This is a genomic window from Hyalangium sp. (genome assembly GCF_045802625.1).
Taxonomy (GTDB): domain Bacteria; phylum Myxococcota; class Myxococcia; order Myxococcales; family Myxococcaceae; genus Hyalangium.
Map to the genome: position 1 here is coordinate 112,007 of NZ_JBJMQP010000190.1, position 25,694 is coordinate 137,700.

The window sequence follows — 25,694 nt, forward strand, 5'->3', positions numbered from 1 at the left end:
GAGCCTCCTACTTGAAGAAGTGCCGCTTGATGATGTTGAGGAAGTCCGCCGAGAAGTTGGACATCTCGGTGTCGAACACCTTGATGCGGCTGACGAACGAGTTGTAGGCCACCACCGCCGGAATGGCCGCGAACAGGCCCGCCGCGGTGGCGAACAGCGCGTTGCCCACGGGCGCGGCCACCGTGGACAGCGTGGCGTTGCCCTTGTCGGCGATCTCGTTGAAGGCGTTGAGGATGCCAATCACCGTGCCGAACAGGCCCACGAACGGCGCCGCCGCGCCCACCGTGCCCAGGAAGGGCACTCGCGCCTCCAGCTCCGTGATTTGCGAGGTGGCGGCCCGGTTCAGCGCCCGCTCCACGTTCTCGATGCCCCCGAGCTTGTCGCTCATCGCCCCGTCCGAGCCCTCCTTCGTCTGCGCCAGCTTGGACAGCTCCTCGTACCCGGCGCAGAACACCTTCGACAGCGGCGAGCCCTCCAGCTTCTGCGCCGACTGATAGATGGCCTCCAGCCGCGTCGCCTTCCAGAACGTGTCCAGAAAGGTGAGCGACTGTGCGCGGGCTCGGGACAGCTGGGACTGCTTCATGACGATGAGCGCCCAGGAGCTCACGGACACGCCCATCAGCAGCACGAGCACGGACAGCTCGATGAGCGAGGCGCTGCGGATGATCTCCAGGTAGTTCATGGCGCCGAGCGCCAGGGGCAGGTGGGACATCATGGGTGCAGGCCGTAACACTCTGATCCGAGGCGGTCAAACAAAGCGGGCAGGGCCGGTTGGTGTTCAGGCCGGGGCGGTGAATAATTCCCGCGCCCCCCCGTCCAAGTGGGCACAACGGGCTGGATGCCCGGTCGCCTCCCTCAACACCCAGCGGATGCCCCTATGAACTCCCGATTGCTGTTCGCATTCCTCTGTATCGCCTCGCTGTCCACCGGCTGCATCATCAACGACAACGGAGGTTGCAGCAGTTGCCGCCCCCCTCCCGCCCAGCGGGGCGACGTGACGTTCCTGTGGACGTTCGGCAACCTGCGCTGCGATCAGGCGCGTGACGTCTACGGCGTCAACATCACCATCCCCGGTGAGCAGCTGCTCAACAACGGCAACTACGCGTGCAGCACCAATGGGGTGGACGGCATCACCCTGCATGACTTCGCGCCGGGCTCGTACCCCTACACGCTGCAGGCCGTGGACTTCAACGGCCGCATCCTCTTCGAGGCCAACGGCACCTTCATCATCGACGGCAGCCGGACAGTGATGGTGGACCTGGCGCCCTCGGGCAGCCCGGGCTCGTCCGCGAACCTGAACTGGAACTTCCCGGGCAACGCCAGCTGCTCGACAGCCGGGGTGTACTCGGTGGACGTCACCGTGGACGACAAGACGGCGAACTTCCCGTGCACGCAGGGCCAGACGGCGCAGGGCGTGGCCACCGACTACATCGCCCCGGGCGAGCACTACATCGAGTTCGTGGCCCTGGATGCGCAGCGTCACCCCCTCTACTACTACAACGGTGGGCTCACGACGCAGGCGTACACCTCGGTCAACGCCAGCTACAACCTGTACACGATTGGCGGCGCGTCGATCTCCTGGCGGATGTCGGATTACGCGGACGGCTCGGTGACCTTTGACTGCCCCCAGTCCAACCCCACGGTGTACGTGAACTTCCAGGACCGGAACACGGGCAACTGGGTGTACCCGGCCGCGGGTGACGGGCACGCGTGCAGCACCAAGCCCATCGTCTTCCAGTTCCTGAAGCCGGGCTCCTACACCCTGCGCGTCTCCACGACCATCAGCGGCTACAACTACGTCTCCGCCGCGGGCATCATCGTCAACGTGGGCTCCCACGCCATCACCAACGTCCCGGATGTGACGCTGTACCGGCAGTAGCCGAGGTTGGTGGCTCGTAGAGGGAGCGAGAGGGTCGGGGACACACCCCCGGCCCTCTTCGCGTTGGGGGGGGCGTGGGCGTTGGCATCAAACGTGATAGGGAAGAGGGGCATGCGGCAAGGCAGCCACGGTCCCATTGGGGTGTTCGACTCGGGCGTCGGAGGGCTCACGGTCCTCAAGGCGCTGATGGCGAGACTCCCTCACGAGAGCACCCTCTACCTGGGCGACACGGCGCGCGTCCCCTACGGCACCAAGTCCGGCGAGGTGGTGACGCGCTACTCGCTCAAGAACGCGCAGTTCCTGCTGGAGCGGGGCATCAAGCTGCTGGTGGTGGCCTGCAACACGGCCTCGGCGGTGGCGCTGCCGGCGCTGTCCGCGGCGCTGCCGGTGCCGGTGCTGGGGGTGATTGGGCCCGGAGCTCGCGCGGCCCTGCGGCGCACGAGGGGCGGTGGGGTGGGGGTGATTGGAACGCCGGGCACCATCCGCTCCGGGGCCTACCAGCGCGAGCTGGAGGCGGCGGATCCGCAGGTTCGTGTGAAGGCGAGGGCCTGTCCGCTCTTCGTGCCGCTGGCGGAGGAGGGGTGGACGGTGGGCGAGGTGCCGCACCTGGTGGCGCGCGATTACCTGGCGGACTTCGCCCGGGAGGGCGTGGACACGCTGGTGCTGGGCTGCACGCACTACCCGCTGTTGCGGGGGGCGATCGCCGAGGTGGTGGGGCCGAACGTGGCGCTGGTGGACTCGGCCGAGGCCACGGCGGAGGCGGTGGCCGAGCTGCTGACGCACCGGGAGCTGCTCGCGCCCGAGGGCACGGCGACGACGCACGGCTACTACGTGACGGACGTGCCGGAGCGCTTCGTGGAGGTAGGGGCGCGCTTCCTCGGGCGGCCCATTCCGTCAGCGGAGCAAGTGGACCTGAGCTTCTGAGCAGACTGTGCCCGCTGGATGACGGGGCATCACCTGTTGGCGGACACGTGCCAGCGCTGGCCGTTGAAGAGGACCTGCCGGTTGCCTCCCTGGTGGCGGATGATGAGCGTGACACCCTCTCGCCCGCATGGAACACCTCTCGCAGGTACGCAGGGGGGGGACAGCCTTCGGTCTTGCTGACCGAGGGCATCTCTAGTGCAGCACCCAACCTATTCGGTAGGGTGCGCGGGCGAGCATGCTTGCCCTGCCCCTGGAGTGTCCCCATGTCTCACCCCGTATCCACAGACTCTCGCACCTTCGTCCTGGGCTCGTTGGTCGGCCCCTGGCGCATCCTCGAGCTGCATGATTTCGGCTCCTTCGGCGCCCTCTACCGAGTCGAGCGCGCCGGGCATCCCGAAGCTGGACCCTTCGCGCTGAAGATCGCCCTGCACCCCGAGGACCCGCGCTTCCCTCGTGAAGTCGAGCTGCTCCAGCGCGGAGTTCATGCCTCGATTCCACGCTTCGAGGACAGGGGCGAGTGGACAGCATCCGATGGGCGGCTGTTCCCCTATATCGTCATGGAGTGGGTGCAGGGCCGGCTCTTGTACGAGTGGGCACGCGTGAACAAGCCCACCTCTCGCGAGGTGTTGCACGTATTGGCGCAGCTGGCCTCGGCGCTCGCGGCCGTGCACGCGGATGGTGGAGTCCACCGAGACGTGAAGGGGGACAACATCCTCGTGACGTCCGGGGGACGCGCCGTGTTGCTGGACTGGGGGTGCGGCACCTATCGAGGGGCCAAGGCCCTCACGGATTCAGTGCTCCCCCCGGGCACCTCAAGCTATCGGGCTCCCGAGGCGGTGCGCTGGGCCTGGGCTCACCGCAAGACAGCAGAGCCCTACCAGGCAGGTCCGGCTGATGACGTGTATGCGCTCGGGGCGACGGCCTATCGGCTGTGCACGGGCACCTATCCGCCCGCCCCCGACGAGGGCAGTGGGCCGCAGCGTCGGCTCCTCCCGCCGCGTGAGCTGGCCACGGTGAGCGTGGGCCTGGAGCGCCTGGTGCTAGCCTGCCTCTCTCACGACCGGAGCGCCCGCCCGCCCACCGCGGCGCTGGCCATCAGCCTGTCTATCGCTGCCAAGGAGAAGGATGCCACGAAGCCCATCGGTCCCACGCTTGCCGCGGCTGACACCGACGAGACTTCGCACCCGGGCCCGCGACGTCGGTTCGTGGTGCCTGCATGGCTCTCACTGGGGGCAGCAGCTGTTGCGGGCGGCCTGCTGGTCTTGGGCTGGTCGGAACTCGTGCACCGTGGGCCGAGCGCGCCGGTGGTGCCAGAGCCTCCTCCCGACATCGCCGAGTACGTGCATGAGTCTCCCACTCCCGAGGCTCCAGATGGAGGTGTGGGGGAGGAAGCTTTGGCGAGTGCTGTGCAGACGCCGCGTCCTGGAAGCCCGGCCTACGTGCTCGGACTGCCCATGCGGCGCGAGCCCTTCCCGGGGCAGAAGAAGCCGCCGTGTGCGCCTAGGACCCAGAAGGCCATCAACGGCGGTTGTTGGTGGGGCCCCCTTGGTACGCAGAAGCCCCCTTGCGGGGTCGAGGCCTACGACTACGACAACGGCTGTTACGGGCCCGTGTTAACGTTAGACGCGCCACGCACGCCTACCAGTGAGGACCCGTAGTGAGACTGCCCTAGTTCCAAACCGGGGCAAGTCCAGACCTCCGTAGTTCTGATCATCTCCCAGTGGGAGCCGGAGGGTGCCGGGACTCAGGCCGAGGGGCGCGCGGAGGAGACGGTCTCGGACTCCTCGGTGCGCTCCAGCAGCGCCTTGGCCGCCTGCACCACGGGGGCCTCGCCCTCGGAGGTGGCGGCCAGGACCGCGGTGGCGGCCTCCGTGCCAATGTCGTCCTGGCGCGGCAGCAGGCCGGTAGCCCAGGTGACAAGCCGCTCCAGCGTGGGGAAGAAGGCGATCATCGTCAGCGGCTTGTTCAGCCAGCCCACGGTGATGCAGTAGTACTTGTGATAGGGCGCCGTGTGGTGGATGTGGTGGTGCGCCGGCGGCAGGATCAGGTGCACCCGCTGGAAGAAGGCGATCGCCGCCGGCGGGTTGTCCAGGTGGGACCACTTGTGGAACTGGTTGGTCGCCATCACCCAGAAGATCATCGAGCCCAGGAACGAGGCCAGGAACACCCACATCGAGCTGGTGTGCGGCATCGCCACGCACATGATGGCCACCGGGATGGAGATGGCGCAGTTGTTCCCGTTGGTCTCGATGAAGTCGTGGCGGGTGATGGCCTTCTCGTCCACGTGGTGCTCGCGGAAGGGCCGGATCAGCGCCTTGCCGATGACGGGCATCTCCGTGGAGCCCCAGGTGTCCGCCATCCAGTGCACGAAGCCGGACACGAAGTCCGCGGCCAGGTAACCCAGCAGCACCGCGCTCAGCAACAGCCAGGGGCCTACATGCGGGTTGCTCCACAGCTGGAGCACCAGCAGCGCCTCCAGAGCGATGAAGATCGTGATGCTGCCAATGTCCATCAACCGGATGGAGCGCGTGTAGCCCTGGGCCAGGACCTGGGCGTCCTGCTGCCGCAGCTTGTTCGTGACGTTGTTCTTCATTTCACACCTGGTAGGAGCCTCCGGGGAGGCCAGCGTTCACGGTGGAACGGTACGTAGCCTAGCCGCATTCTGGTTTTCAACGAATGAGCGGGGGCTCGAACGGACGGCAGCCGGGCGCGGGCGGGGGACTGAACCTCCGGACAGGCGCCGGGACAGGGGCAAAGGCGGAAGAGGGCGACGCTTACCTTGTGTCGCTCAAGGTGCACTGCTAGCTTCCGGCGTCTCTGGCATGGCGAAAACCTTCGAGAAAGCCGTCACCGGCTTCAACCACAACATCAAGCACAAGGGGAAGGTCTACCACGTCCAGACCGAGGACTCGGGGGTCAACAACCCCCACATCATCACCCACCTGTTCGTGGGTGGGAACATCCTCGCCTCCAAGAAGACGTCGTACGCCGACATCCTCAACGCCGAGAACCTGGCCGAAGTCGTCCGCGAGTTGATGGAGGAGCAGCACAAGGAGATGCTGCGCAACCTCATCAACGGCGTGTACGACAACTTCGAGGCTGGCGCCTCGCGGCACTACCAGCCCGGGCAGCTCGCCACCGACGAGCCGCCCGCGGCCAAGCCGCAGCCCCCGGCCCCCGTCGCCAAGCCGGTGCCGCCGCCCGCCGCCGCCTCGCAGCTGCCTCCCGAGGTGGCCGCCGCCCGCGCCATGAAGGTGGCGCCGAAGATCAACGAGGTGGGCGTGGAGACGCTGTTCGGCGAGGACCTCATCTCCGAGAAGAGCCTGGACGAGGTGATCCTCAGCTACCTCGCCGGCGAAGGCGAGCAGTAGCCCCGGCGGGCCTCGCCCGAGGCCCCTTGGCGGCCCCGGTGGCGAGCAAGCAGCCGCCACGGAGTGGAGCGATCGTCGAGTTGGGTCCACAATCGGCCCGCCGATGATCCAGATGTTCCATGTCTACAAGGCCTACCCGGGCGATCCGCCCGTGCTCTCGGACATCAACCTGAGTGTCGAGAAGGGCGAGTTCGTCTTCCTCACCGGGCCTTCGGGCGCGGGGAAGACGACGCTGCTCAAGCTCGTGTTCTGCGGGGAGAAGGCCACCAAGGGGCAGATCCTCGTGGGGGGCCGCAACATCGCCCGCATCCGCGAGTCGGCCGTGCCCTTCCTGCGGCGCAACATCGGCGTGGTGTTCCAGGACTTCAAGCTGCTGCCCCAGCGCACGGTGGAGGACAACGTGGCCTTCACGCTGGATGTGCTGGGGGTGCCTCGGGCCCAGGCGCGCGAGAAGGTGCACCGCATGCTCAAGCTGGTGGGGCTGGAGCACAAGGCGAGCTCGTACCCGCTGCGCCTCTCGGGTGGAGAGCAGCAGCGCGTGGTGATCGCCCGGGCGCTGGTGAATGATCCGACGATTCTCCTGGCGGACGAGCCCACCGGCAACCTGGACCCGGCGCTCACCGTGGAGATCATGGACCTGCTCAACCAGGTCAACATCCGCGGCACCACGGTGATGGTGGCCACGCACGACAGCACGTTGCTGGCGCGCTACCAGAAGCGCACGGTGCGGCTGGAGCGCGGCTTCATCGTCTCGGATGAGGACGGCGTCAAGGCGGCGCGGCGGATGGCGGTATGAGCGCGCTGGCCAAGGTCTCCTACTTCTGGCGCTCGGCGGCGGGGGGGCTGAAGCACTCGCCGTTCGTGCACTTCATCGCCATCACCACCATCGCCATCGCGCTGTTCGCCGCGGGGTTGGCTCGCACGGCGGGCCGGGCCCTGGATGGGCTGCTGGCCTCGCTCGGCGGAGAGGTGGAAGTCACCGTGTACGTGGCGCCCGAGCTGCCCGTGGCCCAGGTGGAGGCGCTGCGCACGAAGCTGGAGACGATCAGCGGTGGGCACGCCGTGCTGGTGAAGCCGGAGGAGGCGCTCAACCGGCTGGCCCACGAGTTGGGAGACCTGGGCGACGCGCTCTCGCAGTTGCCGGAGAACCCGCTGCCTCCCTCGCTGGAGCTGACGGTGCCTCCCGAGCAGCGCACGCCGGAGCTGCTCGAGGTGCTCTCCAAGCAGGCCCGCGAGCTGAAGGGTGTCACCGGCGTGGACTATGGCCGCGAGGCGGTGGAGCGGCTGACGGCGATTGCCCGCGCGCTGCGCTTCGGAGGGCTGGTGGCCTTCGCGGTGGTGCTCTTCGCCACCATCATCATCGTGTCCGCCACGCTCCAGCTCGCCATCTACGCGCGGCGCGAGGAGATCGAGATCCAGAAGCTCGTGGGCGCGACGGACCGGTTCGTCAAAGCGCCGTTCCTCATTGAAGGGCTGCTCCAGGGCCTGCTGGGCGCGGTGGTGGCGCTGGCGGGGCTGTGGACCTTCGGGCGGCTGGTGGGGCCCACGCTGACGTCGCTGTTCTCGTTCCTGCTGGGGCCCACCTCCTCCGAGCCGCTGGTGCGGGCCGAGCTGGCGCTGGAGCTGATGCTGGCCGGGAGCGTGCTCGGGCTGGTGGGCAGCTTCATCGCGGTGGGGCGCTTCCTGAGGGTATGAGCCGGACGGTCCTCCTCACGCTGCTGCTGGGAGCCACCGCCGCGCTCGCTCAGGATGAGGCCGCGGAGCGGGCCGCCGTGCGCGAACAGCTCGCCACGCAGCGCGCCGCCCTGTCCCTCATCGAGTCCAAGAAGGTCTCCGTGCTCGAGGGCGTGGAGCTGCTGGAGCAGATGGTGTCCTTCTCGCGCAAGCGCGTGCAGGTGGTGGAGAAGGACCTGTCCGCCTTCGGCAAGCGCGTGGCCGTGGCCGAGCGCGAGGAGGCCGTGGTGCGCAGGGTGCTCCAGCAGCAGCTGCACCGGCTCACGCCTCGGATGCGCGCGCTGTACCGGCTGACGCGCCGCCAGCCTTTGGAGGTGCTGCTCACCTCGGAGGACTTCTCCTCGCTCATCTGGCGGGCGCGGACGCTGGAGGCGACGATGAAGAGCGATCTCGAGCTGCTGCGCGCCGTGCAGCAGGTGGCGCGGCTGGAGCACCAGGCCCTGCTCGAGCTGCGGCGCCTGCAGGGCTCGCTGGCCATGCGCCGGGCCTTCCTCAAGGAGCAGGTGACGTTCGCCCAGCAGCAGCAGGCGGCGCTCAAGGACGTGGTGGCCACGCTCACGGGCGAGGCGGATCTCGTCAAGCGCGCGGTGCGCGAGCTGGAGCAGGCCGACGGCGAGCTGACGCGGATGCTGGAGGACATGAAGGAAGGGACCACGGCCACCGGCTTCCGCGCGCTCAAGGGCAAGCTGCCGTTCCCCACCCAGGGAGTCATCGAGGTGGGCTTCGGCAAGGTGATCAACCCGCTCTTCAACACCGTCACGGTGCAGAAGGGGGTGGACATCCGGGCCGCGGAGGGAGCGACGGTGCACGCCGTGGCGTCCGGCAAGGTCGTCTTCGCCGGCTGGATGCGAGGCTACGGCAACCTGCTGATCCTCGACCATGGGAGCGGCTACCACTCGCTCATGGCGCACCTGGCCAGCGTGGGGCCCGCGGTGGGCGCGGAGGTCCAGACGGGCGAAGAGGTGGGCACCGTGGGAGACACGGGCTCGCTGAAGGGCTCCTACCTCTACTTCGAGATCCGAAAAGGCGGGCTGGCGGTGGACCCTGCCCCGTGGTTCGCACGATGACACGCACTTCGGTGGGCTAGGGAATGGGGGGCGCCTCGCCGCGGGCCACCGCCTCGAGGCCATGCCGCTCCACGGGCTGCGCTCCCTCATTGTTCCGGCCGGGGTTCAACACGAGCCCTTGGGTGGATCCGGGCCCGTCACGACGAGGTACTCCATCAGGGCACCCTCCTTCGTCAGGCCAGACTCGGGCTGCGCTGGCCCCTCGCGCTGCGCCAGGAGCAGCGTCGCCTGGTTGAGCTCCGCATAGAAGTGCAACGCGGCCTCGCGGGTCAGCGTCCCGCGGATGCCCTCGAGCGCCTTGACGAGGCCCGGATTGGTGGGAGGAGTGGGCATGGGCTTCTCGCAGGCTGTGGCGGCCAGGAGAAAGAGTGCTCCGGACCAGAGCAGGTGGCGCCTGGTGCCACGAGTCCACACTGGAATCTGTTCACTCATGCCAGCCCCTCCGGGTCACGGCGCGTTTCCAGGTTAGGCTGGGACCCAGGGCCTTCTCAGGAGCGAGCAAGCACAGTGGACCTGCTGGGTGGTGTGCAGAAGGTGATGCGCCACATGTTGGTGGCGCGTGGCGTGGAGTCCCGAGTGGTCTCCGTGGGTGGCCAGTCCGTCCACATGTACGAGCTCAAGGGGCAGGGGAAGGGGCCGCCGGTGGTGCTCGTGCACGGGCTGGCGGGCTCGGCCAACGGCTTCTCCGGGGTGTTCCTCAAGCTGGCGCGCCGCTTCTCGCGGGTGCTGGCCATGGACATGCCCGGCCACGGCTTCTCCGCCGAGTACTGCGGCGGGCCGGTGTGCGTGCGCGGCCAGTTCGACACCCTGCGCCTGTGGTGCGAGCAGGTGGTGGGCGAGCCCGCCTTCGTGGTGGGCAACTCGCTGGGCGGCGCCATGTCCGTGAAGCTCGCCTCGGAGTACCCCGCGCTCGTCAAGGCCCTGGCGCTGGTGGCTCCCGCGGGCGCCGCATTGCCTCCCGAGGCCTTCGACGCGCTGCTGTCCTCCTTCGATGTGAAGACGCCCGAGGAGGCGCGCAACCTCACCCGGCGTCTGTTCCACAAGCCGCCGCTGCCGGTGATGCTCTTCGCCACCGAGCTGAAGAAGTTCTACGGCACGCCCACCGTGCAGGCGCTGGCGGCCGAGGCCCGGGCCACGCGCGAGAGCCTCACCCCCGAGGCCCTGCGGGGCCTGAAGATGCCCGTGCTGCTCCTCTGGGGAGGGAGCGAGCGGCTGTTGCCCGCGGAGACCCTGGAGTACTACCGCGCCCACCTGCCGCCCCACGCCCGGATCGACGTCGTGGAGGGCTTTGGCCACATCCCCCAGGTGGAGCGGCCCGACGAGCTGGTCTCCCACCTGGTGCGCTTCTCGGACGAGGCGGGGCTGTAGGCTCGGTGTAGACTGCCGGGGTTACTCCGGGAAAGGACGCACCTCGTGAACCGGCTGCTCCACTCGTGGCGTGTGGCGCTCGCGGCGGGCTGGATGCTCGTCGCGCCCACCGCTCGCGCGGACCAACAAGACGACACCTACAAGAACCTGGAGGTGTTCGCCCGGGTGCTCTCCTACGTGCAGAACAACTACGTGGAGTCGGTGGACAGCCGCAAGCTCATGCACGGCGCCATCAAGGGCATGCTCGAGACGCTGGATCCGCACACCCTCTTCATGCCGCCCGAGGTCTTCAAGGAGATGAAGATCGACACCTCCGGCGAGTTCGGAGGGCTGGGCCTGGAGATCGCCCGCAAGGGAGACCGAATCATCGTGGTGGCGGCCATCGACGACACGCCCGCGGCGCGCGCCGGCCTGCGCCCGGGAGATGAGCTGCTGCGCATCGACGACGAGAGCACGCAGGGCCGGGATCTGGCCTGGGCGCTTCAGAAGATGCGGGGCCCAGCGGGCAAGCGGGTGCTGCTCACCATCATGCGCGAGGGCTTCAACGCGCCTCGCGAGCTGGCCATCATCCGGGACCACATCCGCATCGTCTCCGTGGAGGGAGCGCTCTACGGCGGCATCGGCTACGTGAAGGTGAAGAACTTTCAGGACCGCACGGACCTGTACCTGCGCAAGGAGCTGGACCGGCTGCGCGGGCTCAACGGCGGCAAGGAGCTGCGCGGGGTGGTGTTGGATCTGCGCAACAACCCGGGCGGGCTGCTGGATCAGGCGGTGGCGATCAGCGATCGCTTCCTGCCGGGCAACCTGACCATCGTCACCACGCGCGGGCGCAACGGCGGCAACGCCACCGAGGAGCGCAGCAAGGACCGCGACACGGAGGCCAACTACCCGCTGGTGGTGCTGGTGAACGCGGGGAGCGCCTCGGCCTCGGAGATCGTCGCCGGAGCGCTGCAGGACCACGGGCGCGCGGTCATCATGGGCACGCAGACCTTCGGCAAGGGCAGCGTACAGACGGTCATCGAGCTGGAGGACGGCTCGGGGCTGAAGCTCACCATCGCGCGCTACTACACGCCCAGCGGCCGCAGCATCCAGGAGCGCGGCATCACCCCGGACTTCGTCGTCCCGGATGATGTGGGCGGCAAGCCGGGCCGGGAGACGCGGGAGAGGGATCTGGAGCGCCACTTCAAGGCGGAGCCCGTCGTCTCGAGCCCCGAGCAGCCGAGCACTCCGCACACGCTGCCAGCCAACCTGAAGCCCTGGGATGTGGCCGAGAAGCTCAAGGATCCGCCGCTCAAGGTGTCGTTGGAGTACATCAACTCCCTGGCGGGCACCGAGCAGGCGACCCCGCAGCGAGCGGGGGCTTCGGACCGGTAGGTGCGTTCCCAACTGGCTTTTCGCCGCGCAGGCCATTTAATGCTCGGCTCATGTCGGGAAGAGAGAAGCGACGATCCTGGATCCGCGTGCTGGATGCGGCGCTGAGTGGCGTGCTGGTGGGCCTGCTCGCCGCGGGCCCGGCCCTGGCGCAGCAACCTTCACCACGCCTGGTGCCGCGCGAACTCCCTGCCGCGTCGATGCCGAAGCTCACCGTGGTGGTGGTGCCGCTGGATGCGGCCGCGCAAGCCCAGGTGCCCCGGCTGCTGTACCAGGCCGAGCAGGATCTCGCGGGCGCGGGCCGCTTCCACTTCGTGCCCCTGGCCGATGCGCTGGAGCCAAAGGCGGCCCGTGAGCGCGAGGCCAAGGCCGAGGAGGCCGCCGCCGCGCTCAAGGAAGGCCAGAAGGCCTACGACGAGCTGGACACGCAGAAGGCGCTGCAGCAGTTCGACAAGGCGGCGCAGACCTACGAGGCGAGCGATCTGTCCAAGCACTTCGCGGACATGAGCCGGGCGCGGGTGATGAAGATCGCCTCGTACGTGGCCAACGGCGACACCAAGACGTTCGCGCGGGAGCTGAAGGAGGTGCTCGCCCGGAACCCTGGCGCCGAGTTCTCCCCCAACTACTTCCCCCGAGAGGAGCTGGCCCTCGTCGAGAAGACGCGCAAGGCCATTCTCGCCGAGGCCAACAAGACGCTCCAGGTGAAGACCGGCGACGTCAGCGCTCGAGTCTTCGTGGATGGGCAGTTCCAGGGCTTCTCGCCCGTGACGCTCTCGGGCCTCACGGCCGCCGAGCACTTCGTCACCATCATCGCGCCGGGCTATGTGCAGGCCCAGGGCAAGGCCCGAGGCGAGGCCAACTTCCCGCTCCAGCCCGTGCCCGCCGCGCAGCGCCTGAACATGCTGGAGCAGCGGATCGCGGACGAGCCCGATGGGTTGGATCGAGACGCGGCGCTCAAGGAGCTGGGGGCTCGCGCGGAGACGCAGCAGGTGGTGGGGCTGATGGTGCGCGGCACTCCCGGGGCGGCGGGGACTCCGGACGCCATCGCCGTCCGAGAGGACGTGACCGATGGCCACAACCTGGCCTATGCGACGGCGCCTCTGCCGCTGGCGGGCGAGGCGACGAATTCGGCGATCCAGTCGCTGCTGGCGAGCGTGCTCCAGTCGGACGCGCCGCGCGTGGAGGGGCAGCCGGTTCACATGCCGGCGATCCAGACGAACTCGGGCCGGAAGGTTGCGGGGTACGCGCTGCTGGCCACGGGCGCGGCGCTCGTGGCGGGAGGCGTGTTCTTCGGCCTCCAGGCCAAGTCCAAGTCGGATGAGTTCAAGAAGACGCCCCAGACGAGCCCTACTGCGGCGACGCTCAGCTCCGATGGGAAGCGGTTCGCGCTCTTTGCCGACGTGGGCATCATCGCGGGCCTCGTCTCAGGAGGAGTGGGCTCCTGGTTGGCCTTCGCGGACGGCGGGGGAGGAGGCGGAAAGACCGAGGCCCCGCCGCGCAGCCCGGCTCAGCCTCCGGCTCCCAAGCCCGCTCCGAGCCACGAGGTGAAGCCGGCTCCTGCTCCGCCCCCGAACCGTGAGCCGACGCCAGCGCCTCGTCCCGCGGAGAAGCCTGTCCCGACGCCCGCGCCCGCTCCGACGCCCGCGCCCGCGCCTGCGCCCCAGGGCAAGCCAGCCGCGAACACCCGCGCGGAAGAAGAGCGGCGTGCTCGTGAGGAGGCCGCGAAGCGCGAGGCGGAGGAGAAGCGCAAGCGCGAAGAGGAAGACAAGCGCCAGCGCGAGGAGGCGGCGAAGCGCGAGCAGGAGGAGCGCCTCAAGCGTGATGAATCCTCGAAGAAGCGCGGTGAGGACGAATCCGCGAAGAAGCGCGAGGAGGAAGCGAAGCGCAAGGAGGAGGAGAAGAAGAAGCGCGAGGAAGAGGACAAGAAGAAGAAGCTCGACGAGGACGATCTCCGGAACTACTGATCATGCGCTCTCAACAACTCCTGTGGTTGCTCGCGATCCTGGCGCTGCTGTCGGCCTGTAGCCTGCTGGTGGACTTCGATCCCGAGGGCCAGCCCTGTGACGCCCGGAACCAGTGCCTCCAGAACTACGTCTGCATGGACGGAGGCTGTGTCTCCTCGCCGGGTTCCAAGCCGGATGGCGGCACGGGCGGCACCAGCCTCTGCGAAGACCCCGCGCACTGCCCGGAGTCACCTCCCGAGGCTCACTGAAGCGACAGGAGCTTCGTCTTCACTTCTGCTACAGGACTTCAGGCCGGGGTGTTGCAGAACTGCTCGTAGTCGATGAACTCCACCTTGGCGCCGTCCGCGCAGACCGGGCACTTCGGATCGCGGCGCAGCTTCAACTCCTGGAAGCGCGTGCCGAGCGCATCGAACGTGAGCAGCCGGCCGATGAGCGGCTCGCCCTTGCCGAGGATCAGCTTGAGCGCCTCGTTGGCCTGCATCAGCCCGATGATTCCCGGCAGCACACCCAGCACCCCCGCCTCCGCGCACGAGGGCGCCATGTCCGGCGGCGGCGGAGCCGGGTAGAGGCAGCGGTAGCACGGGCCCTGCCCGGGAACGAACGTGGTGGCCTGGCCCTCGAAGCGGAAGATGGAGCCGTGGATGTTCGGCTTGCGCGTCACCACGCACGCATCGTTCAGCAGGTAGCGCGTGGGGAAGTTGTCCCCCCCATCCAGCACCATGTCGAAGCCCTCGAGGATGCGCAGCACGTTCTGCGAGGTGAGCCGCTCGGAGAAGGGCACCACCTTCACGTCCGGGTTGAGCGCCTCGATGGCGGCCCGGGCGCTCTCCGTCTTCGGTTGGCCTTGGCGCTCGCGGGTGTGGATGACCTGGCGCTGGAGGTTGCTCAGGTCCACCACGTCCATGTCCACGATTCCCAGCGTCCCCACGCCCGCCGCGGCCAGGTAGAGCGCCGCCGGCGAGCCGAGCCCGCCCGCGCCCAGCAGCAGCACCCGGGCCTTGAGCAGCTTCTCCTGCCCGGCCTCGCCCACCTCGGGGAGCATGAGGTGGCGGCGGTAGCGCTCCTTCTGCTCGGCGCTCAGCGCGAAGGGCTTCTCCACCGGGTAGGCCGAGTCACTCCAGCGGTTGTACCCGCCCGCCATGGAGGCCACGCGCTCGTAGCCCATCTCCCGCAGCGTCCGCGCCGCGAGCGCCGAGCGGGTTCCCCCCGCGCAGTAGACGATGAGCTCCTCGTCCCGCTGGGCCTTCTCCTCGATGCGCAGCTCCAGGTAGCCCCGAGGGATGTGGAGCGCTCCAGGCAGCCGGCCCGCCGCATGCTCGTCCGACTCGCGCACGTCGAGGAGCTTCACGGTGGCCCGAGCGTCCAGCAGGCGCTTGACGTCCTCCACGGAGACCTCGCGGATCCCCTGCTTCACGCTCGACAGCAGCTCTCGAAAAGTGGTCGCCATGCGGGAGAGTCATAACCCGAGGCCTATCCGCCCGCGATGGCCGGGATGATGGTGATGCGATCCGTGTCGCGTACCGGAGTGTCCAGCTCCTGGAGGAAGCGGATGTCCTCGTCGTTGTGGAACACGTTCACGTAGCGGCGCACGGCGCCCTTGTCGTCGAACAGCCGCGCGCCGAGGCCGGGGAAGCGCTTCTCCAGCTCCTTGAGCACCTCGCCCACGGTGGCGCCGGAGGTGGTGATCTCCTCCTGGTTGCGAGTGAAGCTGCGCAGCGGCGTGGGGATGCGGACCTTCGCCATGCTCCTCTCCTGTGCACGCGGAGTGCGTCCTGGCGCGAGCGGCCAGGAGCCTCCAGAGCTGAAAACCGCCGCCGGGGCATAGCAGGAGCCCCACGTCATCGTCTGCCTGCCTGCCCGGCCTCGCGTGGCCTCCCTGCCGCGGCGTGGCTGGAGGGCCACACGCTACAGAGATGTAACCCCGCGAAATCAAAGGGTTACCCCTGCTCGCGGCGGCAGTTTTCGTGACCTGTAGCACGAGTGGTGTTGGCATCCGGCGTGCTGAGGGACAGACGCAGGAGGAAGTCACCAACATGAGCAAGCGCGTCGGAGTGCTGATGGGCGGGTGGGGCGAGGAGCGGGAGATTTCACTGAAGACTGGCGAGGCGGTGGTGGCCGCGCTGGAGGAGCAGGGCCACACGGTGACGCGCGTCTTCGCCGGGCCGGGGCTGGACCGGGTGCTGCGGTCGGCGGAGATGGAGGTGGCCTTCCTCGCGCTGCACGGGCGCATGGGCGAGGACGGCAAGGTGCAGGGGCTGCTGGAGCTGCTGGAGCTGCCGTACACGGGCTCTGGAGTGCTCGCCTCCGCGCTGGCGATGAACAAGCCCTTCGCCAAGAAGCTGTTCCGGCTGCACAACCTGCCCACGCCGCAGGGCTACCGCATCGGCCGCGACGAGCTGCCCACGCTCCTGGAGCGCCATGGAGATCTGGGCTTCCCCGCGGTGGTGAAGCCGGCGTGCGGAGGCTCCTCGGTGGGCCTGGCGCTGGTGAATGACCCCGAGGCGCTGACCTCCGCGGTGGCCCAGGCGTGCTGCTACGGCGGCGAGGCCCTGGTGGAGCGCTTCGTGCGCGGCCGCGAGGTGACGGTGGGGATTCTGGGCGGCGAGGTGCTGGGCAGCTGCGAGATCTCCTCTCCCCGCGAGGGCTTCGACTACGAGGCGAAGTACAAGGGGGGCTCGCGCTACCACCTGCCGCCGCGGATGTCGCCCACGCGCGTTTCGAACGTGGAGCAGCTGGCGCTCTCGGCGTGGCAGGCGCTGGGCTGCCGCGGCTATGGCCGGGTGGATCTGATCTGCTCCGAGGAGGAGAACGACGTCGTCCTCGAGGTGAACACGCTGCCCGGGCTGACGCCGATGAGCCTGCTGCCGAAGATCGCCGCGCAGCGAGGCATCAGCTTCCCGCAGCTGTGCGAGCGAATTCTCGCGCTGGCCAGCCGCGACGAGGTGGGAGTGACGGAGGCGCCGGAGATGGCCACCGTGCAGCCCGCCCCGCGCCGCGCCGTGGGCGGCTGAGCGGTGAGGAGGGGAGGGTGGAGAGCCGTGCTCCCTCCCGTTGCTCCGTGCTGAAGAGCCCTCTCGCTATCCTGGCGTGAGTGTCTGGCACTCTTCGTTGAAGGGCAGCCTCACGGTGAAGCGAGTGTATTGGCCCACCTCGCTCTCCACCGTCAGGCTTCCACTGTGGAGTCTGACAATGTCGTAGCTCAGCGACAGACCCAGCCCGGTATTGCCTCCTCTCGGTGGTTTCGTGGTGAAGAACGGCTCGAAGATGCGGCCTTGGATGTCCTTCGGGATGCCGGGCCCATTATCCTCCACCTGGAGGAGGATATGACCGCCCTCGCGGCGGGTGCGCAGGGTAATGGTGGGCACGTAGTCGCTGGGGGCTTCGCGCTGCATCATCGACACGGCGTAGATGGCATTTTGAATGAGGTTCTGGAGCACGCGGCCCAGCTCCTGGGGCATCGCCAGCACCTTGCCCACGGCGGGCTCGAACTCCCGCACGAACCTCACCTCCAGCGCCGGGCTGCGGGCCCGCTCCCCGTAGTAGGTCAGCTTCAGGTACTGCTCCACGAGCGGGTTCACGTCCGTAGGCTCGAAGGTTCCGGAGCGGCCGCGGGCATGCTCCATCATGCTCCGGATGATGTGGTCCGCCCGTACCCCGTGCTGGTGGACAGTGGTCGCGTTCTGCTTGAAGTCAATGATGATGTCCTGGACCTCGCTCAGGAGGGCCTGAGGCCGCTCCTGCAGCGTCCGCTCCAACTCCTGGGACAGCTCGATACTGGCCTCGGACAGGTTGTTGATGAAGTTGAGCGGGTTCTTGAGTTCGTGTGCGATGCCCGAGGTGAGGTGGGCCAGGGAGGCCAGCTTCTCTGATTGGATGAGCTGGCTCTGGGTGCGCTGCAGCTCCTGGATGAGGGCCTGCTTGACGGTGTTCTCCTGGTGGAGGGCCGCGTTGGCCTTCTCCAGCTCGCGGGTGCGGTGGTGGATGCGCTCCTCCAGCTGCTGGTTGAGCCGCTCCAGGTCCGCGCGGGCTTGCTGCAAGGACGTGTTGCTCTGGCCCAGGGAGTGGCCCATCTGGACCAGTCCCTCGCCGGTGCGCTGCAGCTCGATGATGGGATAGGTGGGCAGGGGCTGCGAGTACGCGCCCTGGGCAATCCGTTGCATCATGGCCTCCAGGTTCAGCAGAGGATCCGCCAGCAAGGCGCTCATCCGGCGCACCTTCTGGTAGAGCCATGAGAAGAACAGGGCATAGAAAAGGATCAGACCGGCGATCAGGCCCAGCCCCACACGCAGGACGCGCCTGTTCAGCGCATGGGCCTCCGCGAAGATGTCTGCCTCGTTCACGACGACGAGCAGCTTCCAGTCGGTCCCCTCCACGGTGGACCAGGCCACCTGCTTGCCGCGCCCTGCCAGGGTGAGGGTCTCCAGCCCTTGCCGCGCGGAAGCCATCCGCTGGCCGAGCGCGCGGCTGTCCTCGCGCTTGAGCAGGTTGAAGCTGTCTGGCTTGAAGATGTCGTGCTCGAGGGGCTGCTGGTAGGAGTATTGGGTGAGCTCCTTCAGTCCCCAATCCAGCTCTGCCTGTTTGGGCAGCGCGATGATGGTGCTGCCCTGGCTTACCAGCATCCCATAGCCATTCCATGGCAGGTGGAGCTGGAGTACCTGCTGGTTGAAACGGTCAATGGTGACGTCCAGCCCCGCCACTCCCTCCATGCGGTTGCCACCTCCTGGATAGACCGGGGCCGTGGCCGCCGTCATCCATCCCTTGCCCGAGGTATCGACGTGCACGTCCGTCCAGACGACCTTGCGCTCGGGATTGTGTTTGCCGTCCGCCTGGTAATAGTAGCTGTAGGTGGAGAAGTCGTAGCCAGGGCCTGAGGCCGCGAGCACCTCTTTATAATCTCTATAGGGGTAGAACCGGGTCAGGTGATCCGCGGTGTCGATGTATGCCTGGGTGACCAGCGGCTGGGTCTCCACGAGGCTCTGGAGCAACGGATCAAGCTGGGCAAGCTGCAACGCCTTGGCGCGCTCGGGCTCACTGATGCGAGTGGGTTTGGAATAGATGAGACCCGCTCTGCCGGGGAGGCCATAGGCCGTATAGAGCGAGCCGTCCTGGGAGAAGAGATAGCGGGAGGACTCCTCGGCATCCGGGACGAAGGGCGTCACGAAGGCCCGCTCGGCCTGGCGGCGGAGCAGATCAACGTTCGACGTCACCGAGGCGAGCTGCGAGCTGATGTGCTCGGCTTGCTGCTGGGCGATGTATTGGAGTTGCTCGGTCGCCAGGCGTTGCAGGGTGGTGATGTTCTGCTGGCTTATGACGCTGTTGGTGATGAAGTATGCGGCAAGGAGTGCCAGCTCGATGAAGAAGACGGGGGCGAGCGCGCTCGTGAGGTAGGAGCGCCAGATGAGCCGCAGCAGCGACACGGGCGCAGGGGGGCTTCTGTCTGGTGGCAAGCTCATGGTCCTCGGCACTCGATGCGCCCGCACCTGAGCACGGTCGTCCCTCCACGGGTTGGAGAGAGCGCTTGGACTCGGTCGCAGCGCTGGCTGCCTGGATTGTGGATTGCGGCAGCAGGCCCCATCGTAGCAGTGCCTGGAGGCTGCCAACCATGGATGCGTCCTCCATCTTGCCCAACTTCTCCCTCGTGAAGGGCGGTCCGCTCTTCAGGGCCGAGCGCTGGCTCCACCTTGTCAGCCCCCGGCGCTCCAGCGTGGGCTGGCGCACGCTCGCCTTCGCGCTGCTGGCCTGGCTGCCTCTCCTCGTCCTCACGCTTCCTCGGGGCGGCACGGCACTGCGCTCCCTGCTCGCGGAGCTCCAGGTCCATGCTCAGATGCTGCTCGCGCTGCCTGTGTTCATCGCGGCCGAGCCCTACGTCGATGGACGCATCACCCTGGCCGCCCGCCAGTTCCTCGTCTCGCACCTGGTGGGGGTGGGCAGCCGGCCTGCCTTCGAGAGGTCCGCGCGCACGGCGATGCGGTGGCGCGATAGCAGCCTGGCGGAGGCCTGCCTGCTGGTGGGTGCCTTCGCCCTCTCGCTCGTGTCTGGGCTCGACTCCCACTTGGAGTGGGCTGTCACCGGGGCGAATGGGAGCCCCTCCCCGGCGGGCTGGTGGTACCTGACGGTGAGCCAGCCCCTCTTCCGGTTCCTGGCGCTGCGGTGGCTCTTCCGGGGCGTGCTCTGGGCGTACTTCCTGTTCCGCGTCTCGCGGCTACCCCTCGCCCTGATGCCCTCCCATCCGGACGTCACCGGCGGCCTGGGCTTTCTGCCCATCTGCCAGTCCGGCTTCGCGCCCGTCGTGTTCGCGCTGTCCGTGGTGGTGTCGGCGTACACGTGGGACACCCAGCCTCGGGGGCTCGCGAGCGGCCCGCTGCCCTACATCCTCCCCCTGGTCGTCCAGGGAGCCATCGCGGCCGTCGCCGTCTTCGCCCCCCTGGGCTTCTTCACGCCCCAGCTCGTGAAGGCGAAGCGGCGAGGAGACTCGGCATTCTCGGCGCTCGCGGCCTGGCACTCGCGGCACTTCGAGCGGAAGTGGTTTCACGAACACCCCGGCGACGAGCTGCTGGGCGCGCCCGACTTCTCCTCGCTGATCGATCTGGGGAGCAGCTTCACCGTCGCCCGGAAGATGCGCCTGTTCCCGTGGGACAGCCGTTCGCTGCTGGGCTTCGCCGCGGCTTCGCTCGCGCCGCTCGTGATCCTGCTGATGATGGACCGGAAGTTCCTCGCCGTCCTCAAGCAAGTCCACGGATGGCTGTTCTGAAGGGCGGGGCCGGGGCGCCGGCCTGGATCCCATTGGCGACTCCGTCCGGAGTAGGCAAGACTCTGCGCGGACCGTGATGCACCGCTGGCCCGCGCCTCGCGGAGCCCATACGCACGGGGGAGAGCGCGATGGGGAGTGACATCAGCACCGGGCACGATGCGCCAGGAGCGCCTCGGGGGACGAGCCGGATCAAGCCGCACCACCTGTACCTGGCCGTCATCGTCGCGGCCGTGGCGGGCGTGATTGTCGGGCTCGTCGCGCCGGAGCTGGGCAAGGCGCTCAAGCCCCTGGGCAGCGGCTTCGTCAGCCTCGTCAAGATGATGATCAGCCCCATCATCTTCTGCACCATCGTGCTCGGAGTCGGTTCGGTGCGGCAGGCCGCGAAGGTGGGCCACGTCGGTGGGCTCGCGCTCGGCTACTTCCTGACCATGTCCACCGTCGCGCTCGCGATTGGGCTCGTGGTTGGAAACCTGCTCCATCCCGGCTCGGAGCTGCACCTCACCGAGGCTCAGCGTACCGCGGGCGCCACGGCTGGCGGTGGCGAGTCCAAGAGCACGGCCGATTTCATCATCGGCATCATCCCTTCGACGCTCGTGTCCGCGCTGACCTCCGGGGAGGTGCTCCAGGCGCTGCTCGTGGCCTTGCTCGTGGGCTTCGCGGTGCAGGGCATGAGAGAGGCCGGGGCTCCCATCCTGCGCGCGGTCGGCTACTTCCAGCGCCTCGTCTTCAAGGTGCTCTCGATGATCATGTGGGCGGCGCCCGTCGGCGCGTTCGGTGCCATGGCGGCGGTCGTCGGCGCCACGGGAATCAATGCGCTCAAGAGCCTCGCGGTCATCATGCTGGGCTTCTACGCGACCTGTCTCGTCTTCGTGTTCGTCGTGCTGGGCACCATCCTTCGAGTGGCCACCGGCTTCTCCGTCTTCCGGCTGCTGCGCTACCTGGCTCGCGAGTTCCTGCTCATCCTGTCCACCTCGTCCTCCGAGACCGCGCTGCCTCGGCTCATCGCGAAGATGGAGCACCTGGGCGTCTCGCGCCCCGTCGTCGGAGTCGTCGTGCCGACGGGCTACTCGTTCAACCTCGACGGCACGGCCATCTACCTCACGATGGCCTCGCTGTTCATCGCCAACGCGCTCGGCAAGCCCCTGGTGCTGGGCGAGCAGATCTCCCTGCTGCTGTTCATGATCGTCGCCTCCAAGGGCGCCGCGGGCGTGACGGGGGCTGGAATCGCCACGCTGGCGGGCGGCCTGCAATCCCACCGGCCCGAGCTCGTCGATGGTGTTGGCTTCATCGTCGGCATCGACCGCTTCATGTCCGAGGCTCGCGCGCTGACGAACTTCGCTGGCAACGCCATTGCCACCGTGCTCATCGGCACGTGGACCCGGGAGATCGACAAGGAGCGGGCCCACCGGGTGCTCTCGGGCGAGCTCCCGTTCGACGAACAGCTCCATGAAGCGGCCGACGGTCACCCCGCGCCCGAGCCCGTCGTGGAGGCCGTAGCCAAGGCGAGATAGCGCGGAGCCGGCCTCCCGCGCCGTGACTTGGATCAGCCTCCAGTCACGTACCCACCCTTGCAGACGTGGATGGCGCCTCCGGCCTCGGGTTGGAACGCGAGCACCACTTCGTCTCCGAGCCGCGCCATCGACAGCCCTCCACCCTGCGCGCAGTAGGCGCCGTGGAGGGGCGCTTGCTGGCTCCAGCCCGCCTGGGCCAGGGTGCCAAAGCCGTCGTTGTCGCTCGCCGAGTCCTGGCTGTTGTACGACACCGGCTTGCTGGGCGTCATGAGCCCGCTGATCGAGAACGTCTCCGTCTGCAACAGGGGATTGGAGCTCCCCGGGTGCACCAGGTGCATCACCCCCGCCAGCGCCGCCATGGCGAGCGGCTCGCCTGCCACATAGGGCTTGAGCCAGGGCTCCGGCTCTCCCTGCGTCGCCTTGTCGGGCCGGAAGGCGAAGTGGGCGACGGGGAATTCGCTCGGCGACCAGGCATTGCGGCTCGTGTTGTCCTGGGCGCCGCCATAGGGGTTCGTCGGGACGGTGACCACGTTGAAGGGGGCGGTGTTGTACGAGACCATGGCCAGCTGCGTCTGGCCCTTCACCTTGTGGACCAGGTAGAGCGAGGCGCCCAGGGAGCACAGGGCCAGCGAGCCATCCGTCGCCGCCCCCGGCACCGCGGCCGCGCCGCCCCACTCGCCACGCCGGTAGATGAGCGATTGGAGGGCTCCGCCCGCCGTGGGATAGACGAGCATGAGGCTCTGTCCGCCGTCGAAGGCCGCGAGCGCCAGGGAGCCCGTCACCCCGGTGGCGATGGGGGCGGGGGAGGCCGACCAGCCCGAGTCCACTCCATACGTGAGGCTCTGGAGCGAGCGCTCCGGCGTCTCGTAGACGAGCACCAGCCTGTCCGCCGTGGCCGCCAGCGCGAGCGGCCCTCCGCCCGCGGCTCCCAGCTTGCGCTCGGCCGACCAGCCATTGGCGTCCGAGGTGCGGAAGCAGAGCTCGCCGCCTTTCGTCGTGTAAACGAGGTACAGCGCTCCCGCGAACGAGGCGATCGCGAAGCGGTGCGCGTGGGGCACGGGGGTGGGCGTTGAGCCTCCCCACTGGAAGCGCCTCCCCCAGAGGAACTGGAACCAGTTGCTGGCGGTGTCGTTCTTCCCGAGAGAGCCGAGCCCGAAGTTCTCCTCGATGGTGCGCAGGAGGCTGTAGTGGTTGTAGCCCTCCGCTTCCTCGCCGGGCTCAATCATGTCTCCGAGCAGCACCGTGTAGATCTGGTTCGGGCCGTCGTAGACGCTCGAGTTCTGCGCGTCATAGGACGACTCGAAGTCCGCCTCGTCGAAGGTGACCACCACCAGCGTCCGCGGGGGCAGGTGCGAGCTTGGGCCCGGGAAGCGCAGGGCGCCGAAGAACGACTCGAGCCAGGACGCGGCTTGATCCACCAGGGCCGGGGCCCGCTGCTGGGGAGCGCTCTGCGTGCCGTCCAGGTAGTGGCCGTCATTCCACATGTTGGGGGTGAACCAGGCGTAGTTCGGCAGGGTGCCGTTCAGGAGGTCGGCCCAGAACGCGCTCTCGTCCTGGATGCGAGCCCACCGGGCCTGGCTCTGCTGGATGTTCGCGAAGGAAGAGAAGGGGTTGTGCTTGATGACGTACGGGTACTCGTCCTTGGGCTGGAGCGTGGAGGACCACGGAGTGTTCTGCGGGATGTAGCTCTGCATGTAGGCCTTCCACGTGAGGCCGTACGGTGACTCCTCGATGAGATCGACGATGGTCCGCTGGGGCAGGGGGGCCGGAGCGTCGTCGCTCGTGACGTTGCAGAGCTCTCCGGCGATCGAGGCGATGTAGTTGGTCTGCGATGGGTGCATGATCCCGAAGGAGTTGCGCAGCACCCGCCCCCGCTGTGCCAGGCCCCGGAAGTAGCGGTTCTGCATGACGTAGCTGCGGTACTGGTTCTCGAACATGATCACGAGCACGTGATCGAAGGGGCGGCGGTGCTGTGCGCTCATGGGGCTCTCTCTCAGCGGTGGGGCGGGTGCCAGGAGCATCGCACGGGGAGGGCGCCGTGAGGTGGCACTGACGTGCCGCTGGCGCGTCGGGGAGGGCCCGCGCCTGCTTGCGCTCCCCGCGGGGTTGGGCGAGCCTTGAGGCTCCGCCGTGAGCCATCCCCGCTACTTCGTTCCCCACGCTGCCACCCCGGCCGAGCCCGTTCGACCGGAGGCCTCCGCCGTGGTGAATGTGGTGGACGCGTTCCGCCTGGAGTCCGGTTACCTGGGCGAACAGGAATGGATCGTCGGGCTCGATGCGGTGGGCCAGATGCTCGCCGTGCCCGCCAGCGAGCGCGGGCTGCTCCCGGCCAGCGCCCAGGCTCAGCTCGCGCACCATGAGGTCTCCTCCGGACGCTCGCCCCGGCGCATTGCCGCCGCCGAGCTCTTCTTCTTCTCGGTGGAGCTCGTCGAGCATCCCCCGGACGAGGAGGGCATCAATGATCCGGTCTATCTCTACGGGACGTTGATGGGGCCGTGGCCGAGCGAGGCGCTGGCGCGGGTCCCGGGCCAGCTCACCGTGAACCGAGGCGCGGTGCTCGCGGGGCTGGTGCATGGCGCCAGCGAGGCCTTCTTCTACGCGCAGGACCCCGAGAGCAAGACAACGCCTCGCAGCTACCACGCGCTGCTTCCCGGAGACCGCGCCGAGTCCCTCGCGGAGGGGCGTGGGCTGGTGCTGGCGTACCCGGCCGTGCCCGTGGATATGCAGGTGCATAACGCCGCGAACGATCGGCTCGTGGCGGACATCCTCCACGATGTGCTCGAGCAGCTCCTGCAGGATGCCCGCGCGCACGAGGGCCCGGAGCTGCTCCGGCAGATGGAGCTGCCCGTGCCCAGCCGCATCCAGGCCATCGCGGAGCTCGAGTCGCGCGGCTACGAGGTGAACGGAGACGTGGCCATCCTGCGGCGCCCTCGTGGCGGGCTGGTCGGCAAGCTGGCGGGCTTGCTGGGCGGGGAGAAGGTGAAGGTTCCCCCGGAGGCGGGCCCTCCCGAGTTCCTCGAGCTCGCGCGTCGCGCGCTCGGTGCGATTCCGGGCTGGCCCAACGAGGCGGAGCGTACGCTGCGCTCGCTGATCCGCCCCGGCAGCGGCATGGCGGCGGGGCCGAGGTCCATTCCGCAGATCCCTGCACGGCCCGCTGGCGCTCCCCCGCTCATTCCACCGCGTCCACCTCCTCCTCCGGCTCGCCCGAGCGACTGGATGAAGGATTTCCTCGACGCACATACCCACACTCGCGGGGAGAAGGCGAAGCTCACGCGCTCGCGCTCGTCCATTCCCGCGGTCGCGCCCAAGGCCCCCGCCGCGCCCAAGGCGCCCGAGTGGCTCTCCGACTTCGCGCCGAGCTCGGACGCGCCCGCGTCAGCGCCTGCTCCCGCCTCGCGCCCTCGCCGTGAGGCCACGGCCGGCGAGCCTGATCCTGCTCCGAACAAGAAGCCGGACTGGATGTCGGACTTCGAGGGCTGAGCCAGGAAGGCTCAAGGGCCCCCTGTGTCCAGGGACTTTCGGAGAATCTGCCCGTCTATGCTGATCGCGTAGGTGACTCCGCCATCGAGCATGCCGTAGGACATCCCGCAGTTCTCGGGCTTGAACTCAATCCGGACGAAGATTGTGTCCCCTTGTCGTAAGGCCTGATACCCGTACGCGGTCTGTTTGTCCCGGCATGGGAGGTTCGTTGGGTCGGGATTCAGGAAGTCATCGGCTGCGATTCGGATGGCTTGAAGCGTATAGCCATCGACGC

At 68.2% G+C, this 25,694-nt stretch carries 22 protein-coding genes; 15 read left to right on the top strand and 7 right to left on the bottom strand.

All coding sequences use genetic code 11. From position 1 onward, the window contains the following. Window positions 1-7: 7 nt before the first annotated feature. On the bottom strand, window positions 8-715 hold the full coding sequence (locus ACJ8AT_RS32170) for a MotA/TolQ/ExbB proton channel family protein (protein ID WP_407741766.1): 708 nt from the start codon (window positions 713-715) through the stop codon (window positions 8-10). Between the two features lie 162 nt (window positions 716-877). On the opposite strand from ACJ8AT_RS32170, the gene ACJ8AT_RS32175 reads away from it, so the two are divergent. From ACJ8AT_RS32175 to ACJ8AT_RS32185, 3 genes are all read left to right on the top strand, one after another. After that, window positions 878-1,879 carry a hypothetical protein gene (locus tag ACJ8AT_RS32175; protein WP_407741767.1) on the top strand — a complete coding sequence of 334 codons (1,002 nt, stop codon included), beginning with the start codon at window positions 878-880 and terminating at the stop codon, window positions 1,877-1,879. 111 nt (window positions 1,880-1,990) lie between these two features. Next, window positions 1,991-2,803 (top strand): glutamate racemase, encoded by an 813-nt coding sequence (gene murI, locus ACJ8AT_RS32180; protein ID WP_407741768.1) that lies wholly within the window; start codon window positions 1,991-1,993, stop codon window positions 2,801-2,803. Between the two features lie 263 nt (window positions 2,804-3,066). Further along, a complete protein-coding gene (locus ACJ8AT_RS32185) occupies window positions 3,067-4,461 on the top strand; it encodes a serine/threonine protein kinase (RefSeq protein ID WP_407741769.1) in 1,395 nt (464 codons plus the stop codon). An 86-nt stretch (window positions 4,462-4,547) separates the two neighbouring features. Here the strand turns inward: ACJ8AT_RS32185 and carF are convergent, their stop codons facing one another. Continuing rightward, complete coding sequence (gene carF, locus ACJ8AT_RS32190; RefSeq protein WP_407741770.1) at window positions 4,548-5,396, bottom strand: plasmanylethanolamine desaturase; 849 nt, start codon at window positions 5,394-5,396, stop codon at window positions 4,548-4,550. A gap of 229 nt (window positions 5,397-5,625) precedes the next feature. On the opposite strand from carF, the gene ACJ8AT_RS32195 reads away from it, so the two are divergent. The 4 genes from ACJ8AT_RS32195 to ACJ8AT_RS32210 all read left to right on the top strand — a co-directional run bounded on the left by ACJ8AT_RS32195 (window position 5,626) and on the right by ACJ8AT_RS32210 (window position 8,975). Beyond that, entirely contained in the window at window positions 5,626-6,174 is a 549-nt protein-coding gene (locus tag ACJ8AT_RS32195) for a hypothetical protein (protein ID WP_407741771.1), read from the top strand. Between the two features lie 103 nt (window positions 6,175-6,277). Beyond that, the gene (gene ftsE / locus ACJ8AT_RS32200; RefSeq protein ID WP_407741772.1) at window positions 6,278-6,970 is read left to right on the top strand and encodes a cell division ATP-binding protein FtsE; all 693 of its coding nucleotides are present in this window, start codon (window positions 6,278-6,280) and stop codon (window positions 6,968-6,970) included. After that, window positions 6,967-7,869: a cell division protein FtsX gene (locus ACJ8AT_RS32205; RefSeq protein WP_407741773.1), complete on the top strand. Its 903-nt coding sequence runs from the start codon at window positions 6,967-6,969 to the stop codon at window positions 7,867-7,869. Before ftsE ends, ACJ8AT_RS32205 begins: the two co-directional genes overlap by 4 nt. Further along, window positions 7,866-8,975 (top strand): murein hydrolase activator EnvC family protein, encoded by a 1,110-nt coding sequence (locus ACJ8AT_RS32210; protein WP_407741774.1) that lies wholly within the window; start codon window positions 7,866-7,868, stop codon window positions 8,973-8,975. The genes ACJ8AT_RS32205 and ACJ8AT_RS32210 overlap by 4 nt, the downstream gene beginning before the upstream one ends. Before the next feature lie 105 nt (window positions 8,976-9,080). Here ACJ8AT_RS32210 and ACJ8AT_RS32215 read toward each other — a convergent pair whose 3' ends face one another. Next, window positions 9,081-9,308: a hypothetical protein gene (locus ACJ8AT_RS32215; protein WP_407741775.1), complete on the bottom strand. Its 228-nt coding sequence runs from the start codon at window positions 9,306-9,308 to the stop codon at window positions 9,081-9,083. Window positions 9,309-9,482: 174 nt separating this feature from the next. Between ACJ8AT_RS32215 and ACJ8AT_RS32220 the strand changes: the two genes are divergently transcribed. From ACJ8AT_RS32220 to ACJ8AT_RS32235, 4 genes are all read left to right on the top strand, one after another. Beyond that, window positions 9,483-10,343, top strand: coding sequence for an alpha/beta fold hydrolase (locus tag ACJ8AT_RS32220; protein WP_407741776.1), 861 nt, complete (start codon window positions 9,483-9,485; stop codon window positions 10,341-10,343). 93 nt (window positions 10,344-10,436) lie between these two features. Next, the gene (locus ACJ8AT_RS32225; RefSeq protein WP_407741799.1) at window positions 10,437-11,717 is read left to right on the top strand and encodes a S41 family peptidase; all 1,281 of its coding nucleotides are present in this window, start codon (window positions 10,437-10,439) and stop codon (window positions 11,715-11,717) included. Window positions 11,718-11,767: 50 nt separating this feature from the next. Next, window positions 11,768-13,678 carry a PEGA domain-containing protein gene (locus ACJ8AT_RS32230; RefSeq protein ID WP_407741777.1) on the top strand — a complete coding sequence of 637 codons (1,911 nt, stop codon included), beginning with the start codon at window positions 11,768-11,770 and terminating at the stop codon, window positions 13,676-13,678. A gap of 2 nt (window positions 13,679-13,680) precedes the next feature. Further along, window positions 13,681-13,926 carry a hypothetical protein gene (locus ACJ8AT_RS32235; RefSeq protein WP_407741778.1) on the top strand — a complete coding sequence of 82 codons (246 nt, stop codon included), beginning with the start codon at window positions 13,681-13,683 and terminating at the stop codon, window positions 13,924-13,926. 38 nt (window positions 13,927-13,964) lie between these two features. Here the strand turns inward: ACJ8AT_RS32235 and moeB are convergent, their stop codons facing one another. Beyond that, the gene (moeB, locus tag ACJ8AT_RS32240) at window positions 13,965-15,125 is read right to left on the bottom strand and encodes a molybdopterin-synthase adenylyltransferase MoeB (protein WP_407741779.1); all 1,161 of its coding nucleotides are present in this window, start codon (window positions 15,123-15,125) and stop codon (window positions 13,965-13,967) included. Window positions 15,126-15,148: 23 nt separating this feature from the next. Next, a complete protein-coding gene (locus tag ACJ8AT_RS32245) occupies window positions 15,149-15,421 on the bottom strand; it encodes a ubiquitin-like small modifier protein 1 (protein ID WP_407741780.1) in 273 nt (90 codons plus the stop codon). A gap of 290 nt (window positions 15,422-15,711) precedes the next feature. On the opposite strand from ACJ8AT_RS32245, the gene ACJ8AT_RS32250 reads away from it, so the two are divergent. Then, window positions 15,712-16,689, top strand: coding sequence for a D-alanine--D-alanine ligase (locus ACJ8AT_RS32250; RefSeq protein ID WP_407741781.1), 978 nt, complete (start codon window positions 15,712-15,714; stop codon window positions 16,687-16,689). Window positions 16,690-16,755: 66 nt separating this feature from the next. On the opposite strand, the gene ACJ8AT_RS32255 is transcribed toward ACJ8AT_RS32250, so the two are convergent. Beyond that, complete coding sequence (locus tag ACJ8AT_RS32255; RefSeq protein ID WP_407741782.1) at window positions 16,756-19,095, bottom strand: ATP-binding protein; 2,340 nt, start codon at window positions 19,093-19,095, stop codon at window positions 16,756-16,758. Window positions 19,096-19,280: 185 nt separating this feature from the next. On the opposite strand from ACJ8AT_RS32255, the gene ACJ8AT_RS32260 reads away from it, so the two are divergent. Beyond that, a complete protein-coding gene (locus ACJ8AT_RS32260; RefSeq protein WP_407741783.1) occupies window positions 19,281-20,429 on the top strand; it encodes a hypothetical protein in 1,149 nt (382 codons plus the stop codon). Between the two features lie 128 nt (window positions 20,430-20,557). Beyond that, window positions 20,558-21,940, top strand: a complete 1,383-nt coding sequence (locus ACJ8AT_RS32265; RefSeq protein ID WP_407741784.1) for a cation:dicarboxylate symporter family transporter — start codon at window positions 20,558-20,560, stop codon at window positions 21,938-21,940. Window positions 21,941-21,972: 32 nt separating this feature from the next. Here the strand turns inward: ACJ8AT_RS32265 and ACJ8AT_RS32270 are convergent, their stop codons facing one another. Further along, window positions 21,973-23,922, bottom strand: coding sequence for an alkaline phosphatase family protein (locus tag ACJ8AT_RS32270; RefSeq protein WP_407741785.1), 1,950 nt, complete (start codon window positions 23,920-23,922; stop codon window positions 21,973-21,975). Window positions 23,923-24,070: 148 nt separating this feature from the next. On the opposite strand from ACJ8AT_RS32270, the gene ACJ8AT_RS32275 reads away from it, so the two are divergent. After that, complete coding sequence (locus ACJ8AT_RS32275) at window positions 24,071-25,420, top strand: hypothetical protein (protein WP_407741786.1); 1,350 nt, start codon at window positions 24,071-24,073, stop codon at window positions 25,418-25,420. The last annotated feature ends 274 nt before the right edge of the window (window positions 25,421-25,694 follow it).

Excerpts from the sequence above, each read along its gene's own strand:
- ACJ8AT_RS32225 (WP_407741799.1), top strand. The coding sequence starts at position 10,437 with ATGCTCGTCGCGCCCACCGCTCGCGCGGACCAACAAGACGACACCTAC.
- ACJ8AT_RS32170 (WP_407741766.1), bottom strand. The coding sequence starts at position 715 with ATGATGTCCCACCTGCCCCTGGCGCTCGGCGCCATGAACTACCTGGAG.
- murI (WP_407741768.1), top strand. The coding sequence starts at position 1,991 with ATGCGGCAAGGCAGCCACGGTCCCATTGGGGTGTTCGACTCGGGCGTC.
- ACJ8AT_RS32245 (WP_407741780.1), bottom strand. The coding sequence starts at position 15,421 with ATGGCGAAGGTCCGCATCCCCACGCCGCTGCGCAGCTTCACTCGCAAC.
- ACJ8AT_RS32175 (WP_407741767.1), top strand. The coding sequence starts at position 878 with ATGAACTCCCGATTGCTGTTCGCATTCCTCTGTATCGCCTCGCTGTCC.
- carF (WP_407741770.1), bottom strand. The coding sequence starts at position 5,396 with ATGAAGAACAACGTCACGAACAAGCTGCGGCAGCAGGACGCCCAGGTC.
- ACJ8AT_RS32235 (WP_407741778.1), top strand. The coding sequence starts at position 13,681 with ATGCGCTCTCAACAACTCCTGTGGTTGCTCGCGATCCTGGCGCTGCTG.
- ACJ8AT_RS32230 (WP_407741777.1), top strand. The coding sequence starts at position 11,768 with ATGTCGGGAAGAGAGAAGCGACGATCCTGGATCCGCGTGCTGGATGCG.
- ACJ8AT_RS32265 (WP_407741784.1), top strand. The coding sequence starts at position 20,558 with ATGGGGAGTGACATCAGCACCGGGCACGATGCGCCAGGAGCGCCTCGG.
- ACJ8AT_RS32185 (WP_407741769.1), top strand. The coding sequence starts at position 3,067 with ATGTCTCACCCCGTATCCACAGACTCTCGCACCTTCGTCCTGGGCTCG.
- ACJ8AT_RS32260 (WP_407741783.1), top strand. The coding sequence starts at position 19,281 with ATGGATGCGTCCTCCATCTTGCCCAACTTCTCCCTCGTGAAGGGCGGT.
- moeB (WP_407741779.1), bottom strand. The coding sequence starts at position 15,125 with ATGGCGACCACTTTTCGAGAGCTGCTGTCGAGCGTGAAGCAGGGGATC.
- ACJ8AT_RS32195 (WP_407741771.1), top strand. The coding sequence starts at position 5,626 with ATGGCGAAAACCTTCGAGAAAGCCGTCACCGGCTTCAACCACAACATC.
- ACJ8AT_RS32205 (WP_407741773.1), top strand. The coding sequence starts at position 6,967 with ATGAGCGCGCTGGCCAAGGTCTCCTACTTCTGGCGCTCGGCGGCGGGG.
- ACJ8AT_RS32210 (WP_407741774.1), top strand. The coding sequence starts at position 7,866 with ATGAGCCGGACGGTCCTCCTCACGCTGCTGCTGGGAGCCACCGCCGCG.
- ftsE (WP_407741772.1), top strand. The coding sequence starts at position 6,278 with ATGATCCAGATGTTCCATGTCTACAAGGCCTACCCGGGCGATCCGCCC.
- ACJ8AT_RS32270 (WP_407741785.1), bottom strand. The coding sequence starts at position 23,922 with ATGAGCGCACAGCACCGCCGCCCCTTCGATCACGTGCTCGTGATCATG.
- ACJ8AT_RS32215 (WP_407741775.1), bottom strand. The coding sequence starts at position 9,308 with ATGCCCACTCCTCCCACCAATCCGGGCCTCGTCAAGGCGCTCGAGGGC.
- ACJ8AT_RS32250 (WP_407741781.1), top strand. The coding sequence starts at position 15,712 with ATGAGCAAGCGCGTCGGAGTGCTGATGGGCGGGTGGGGCGAGGAGCGG.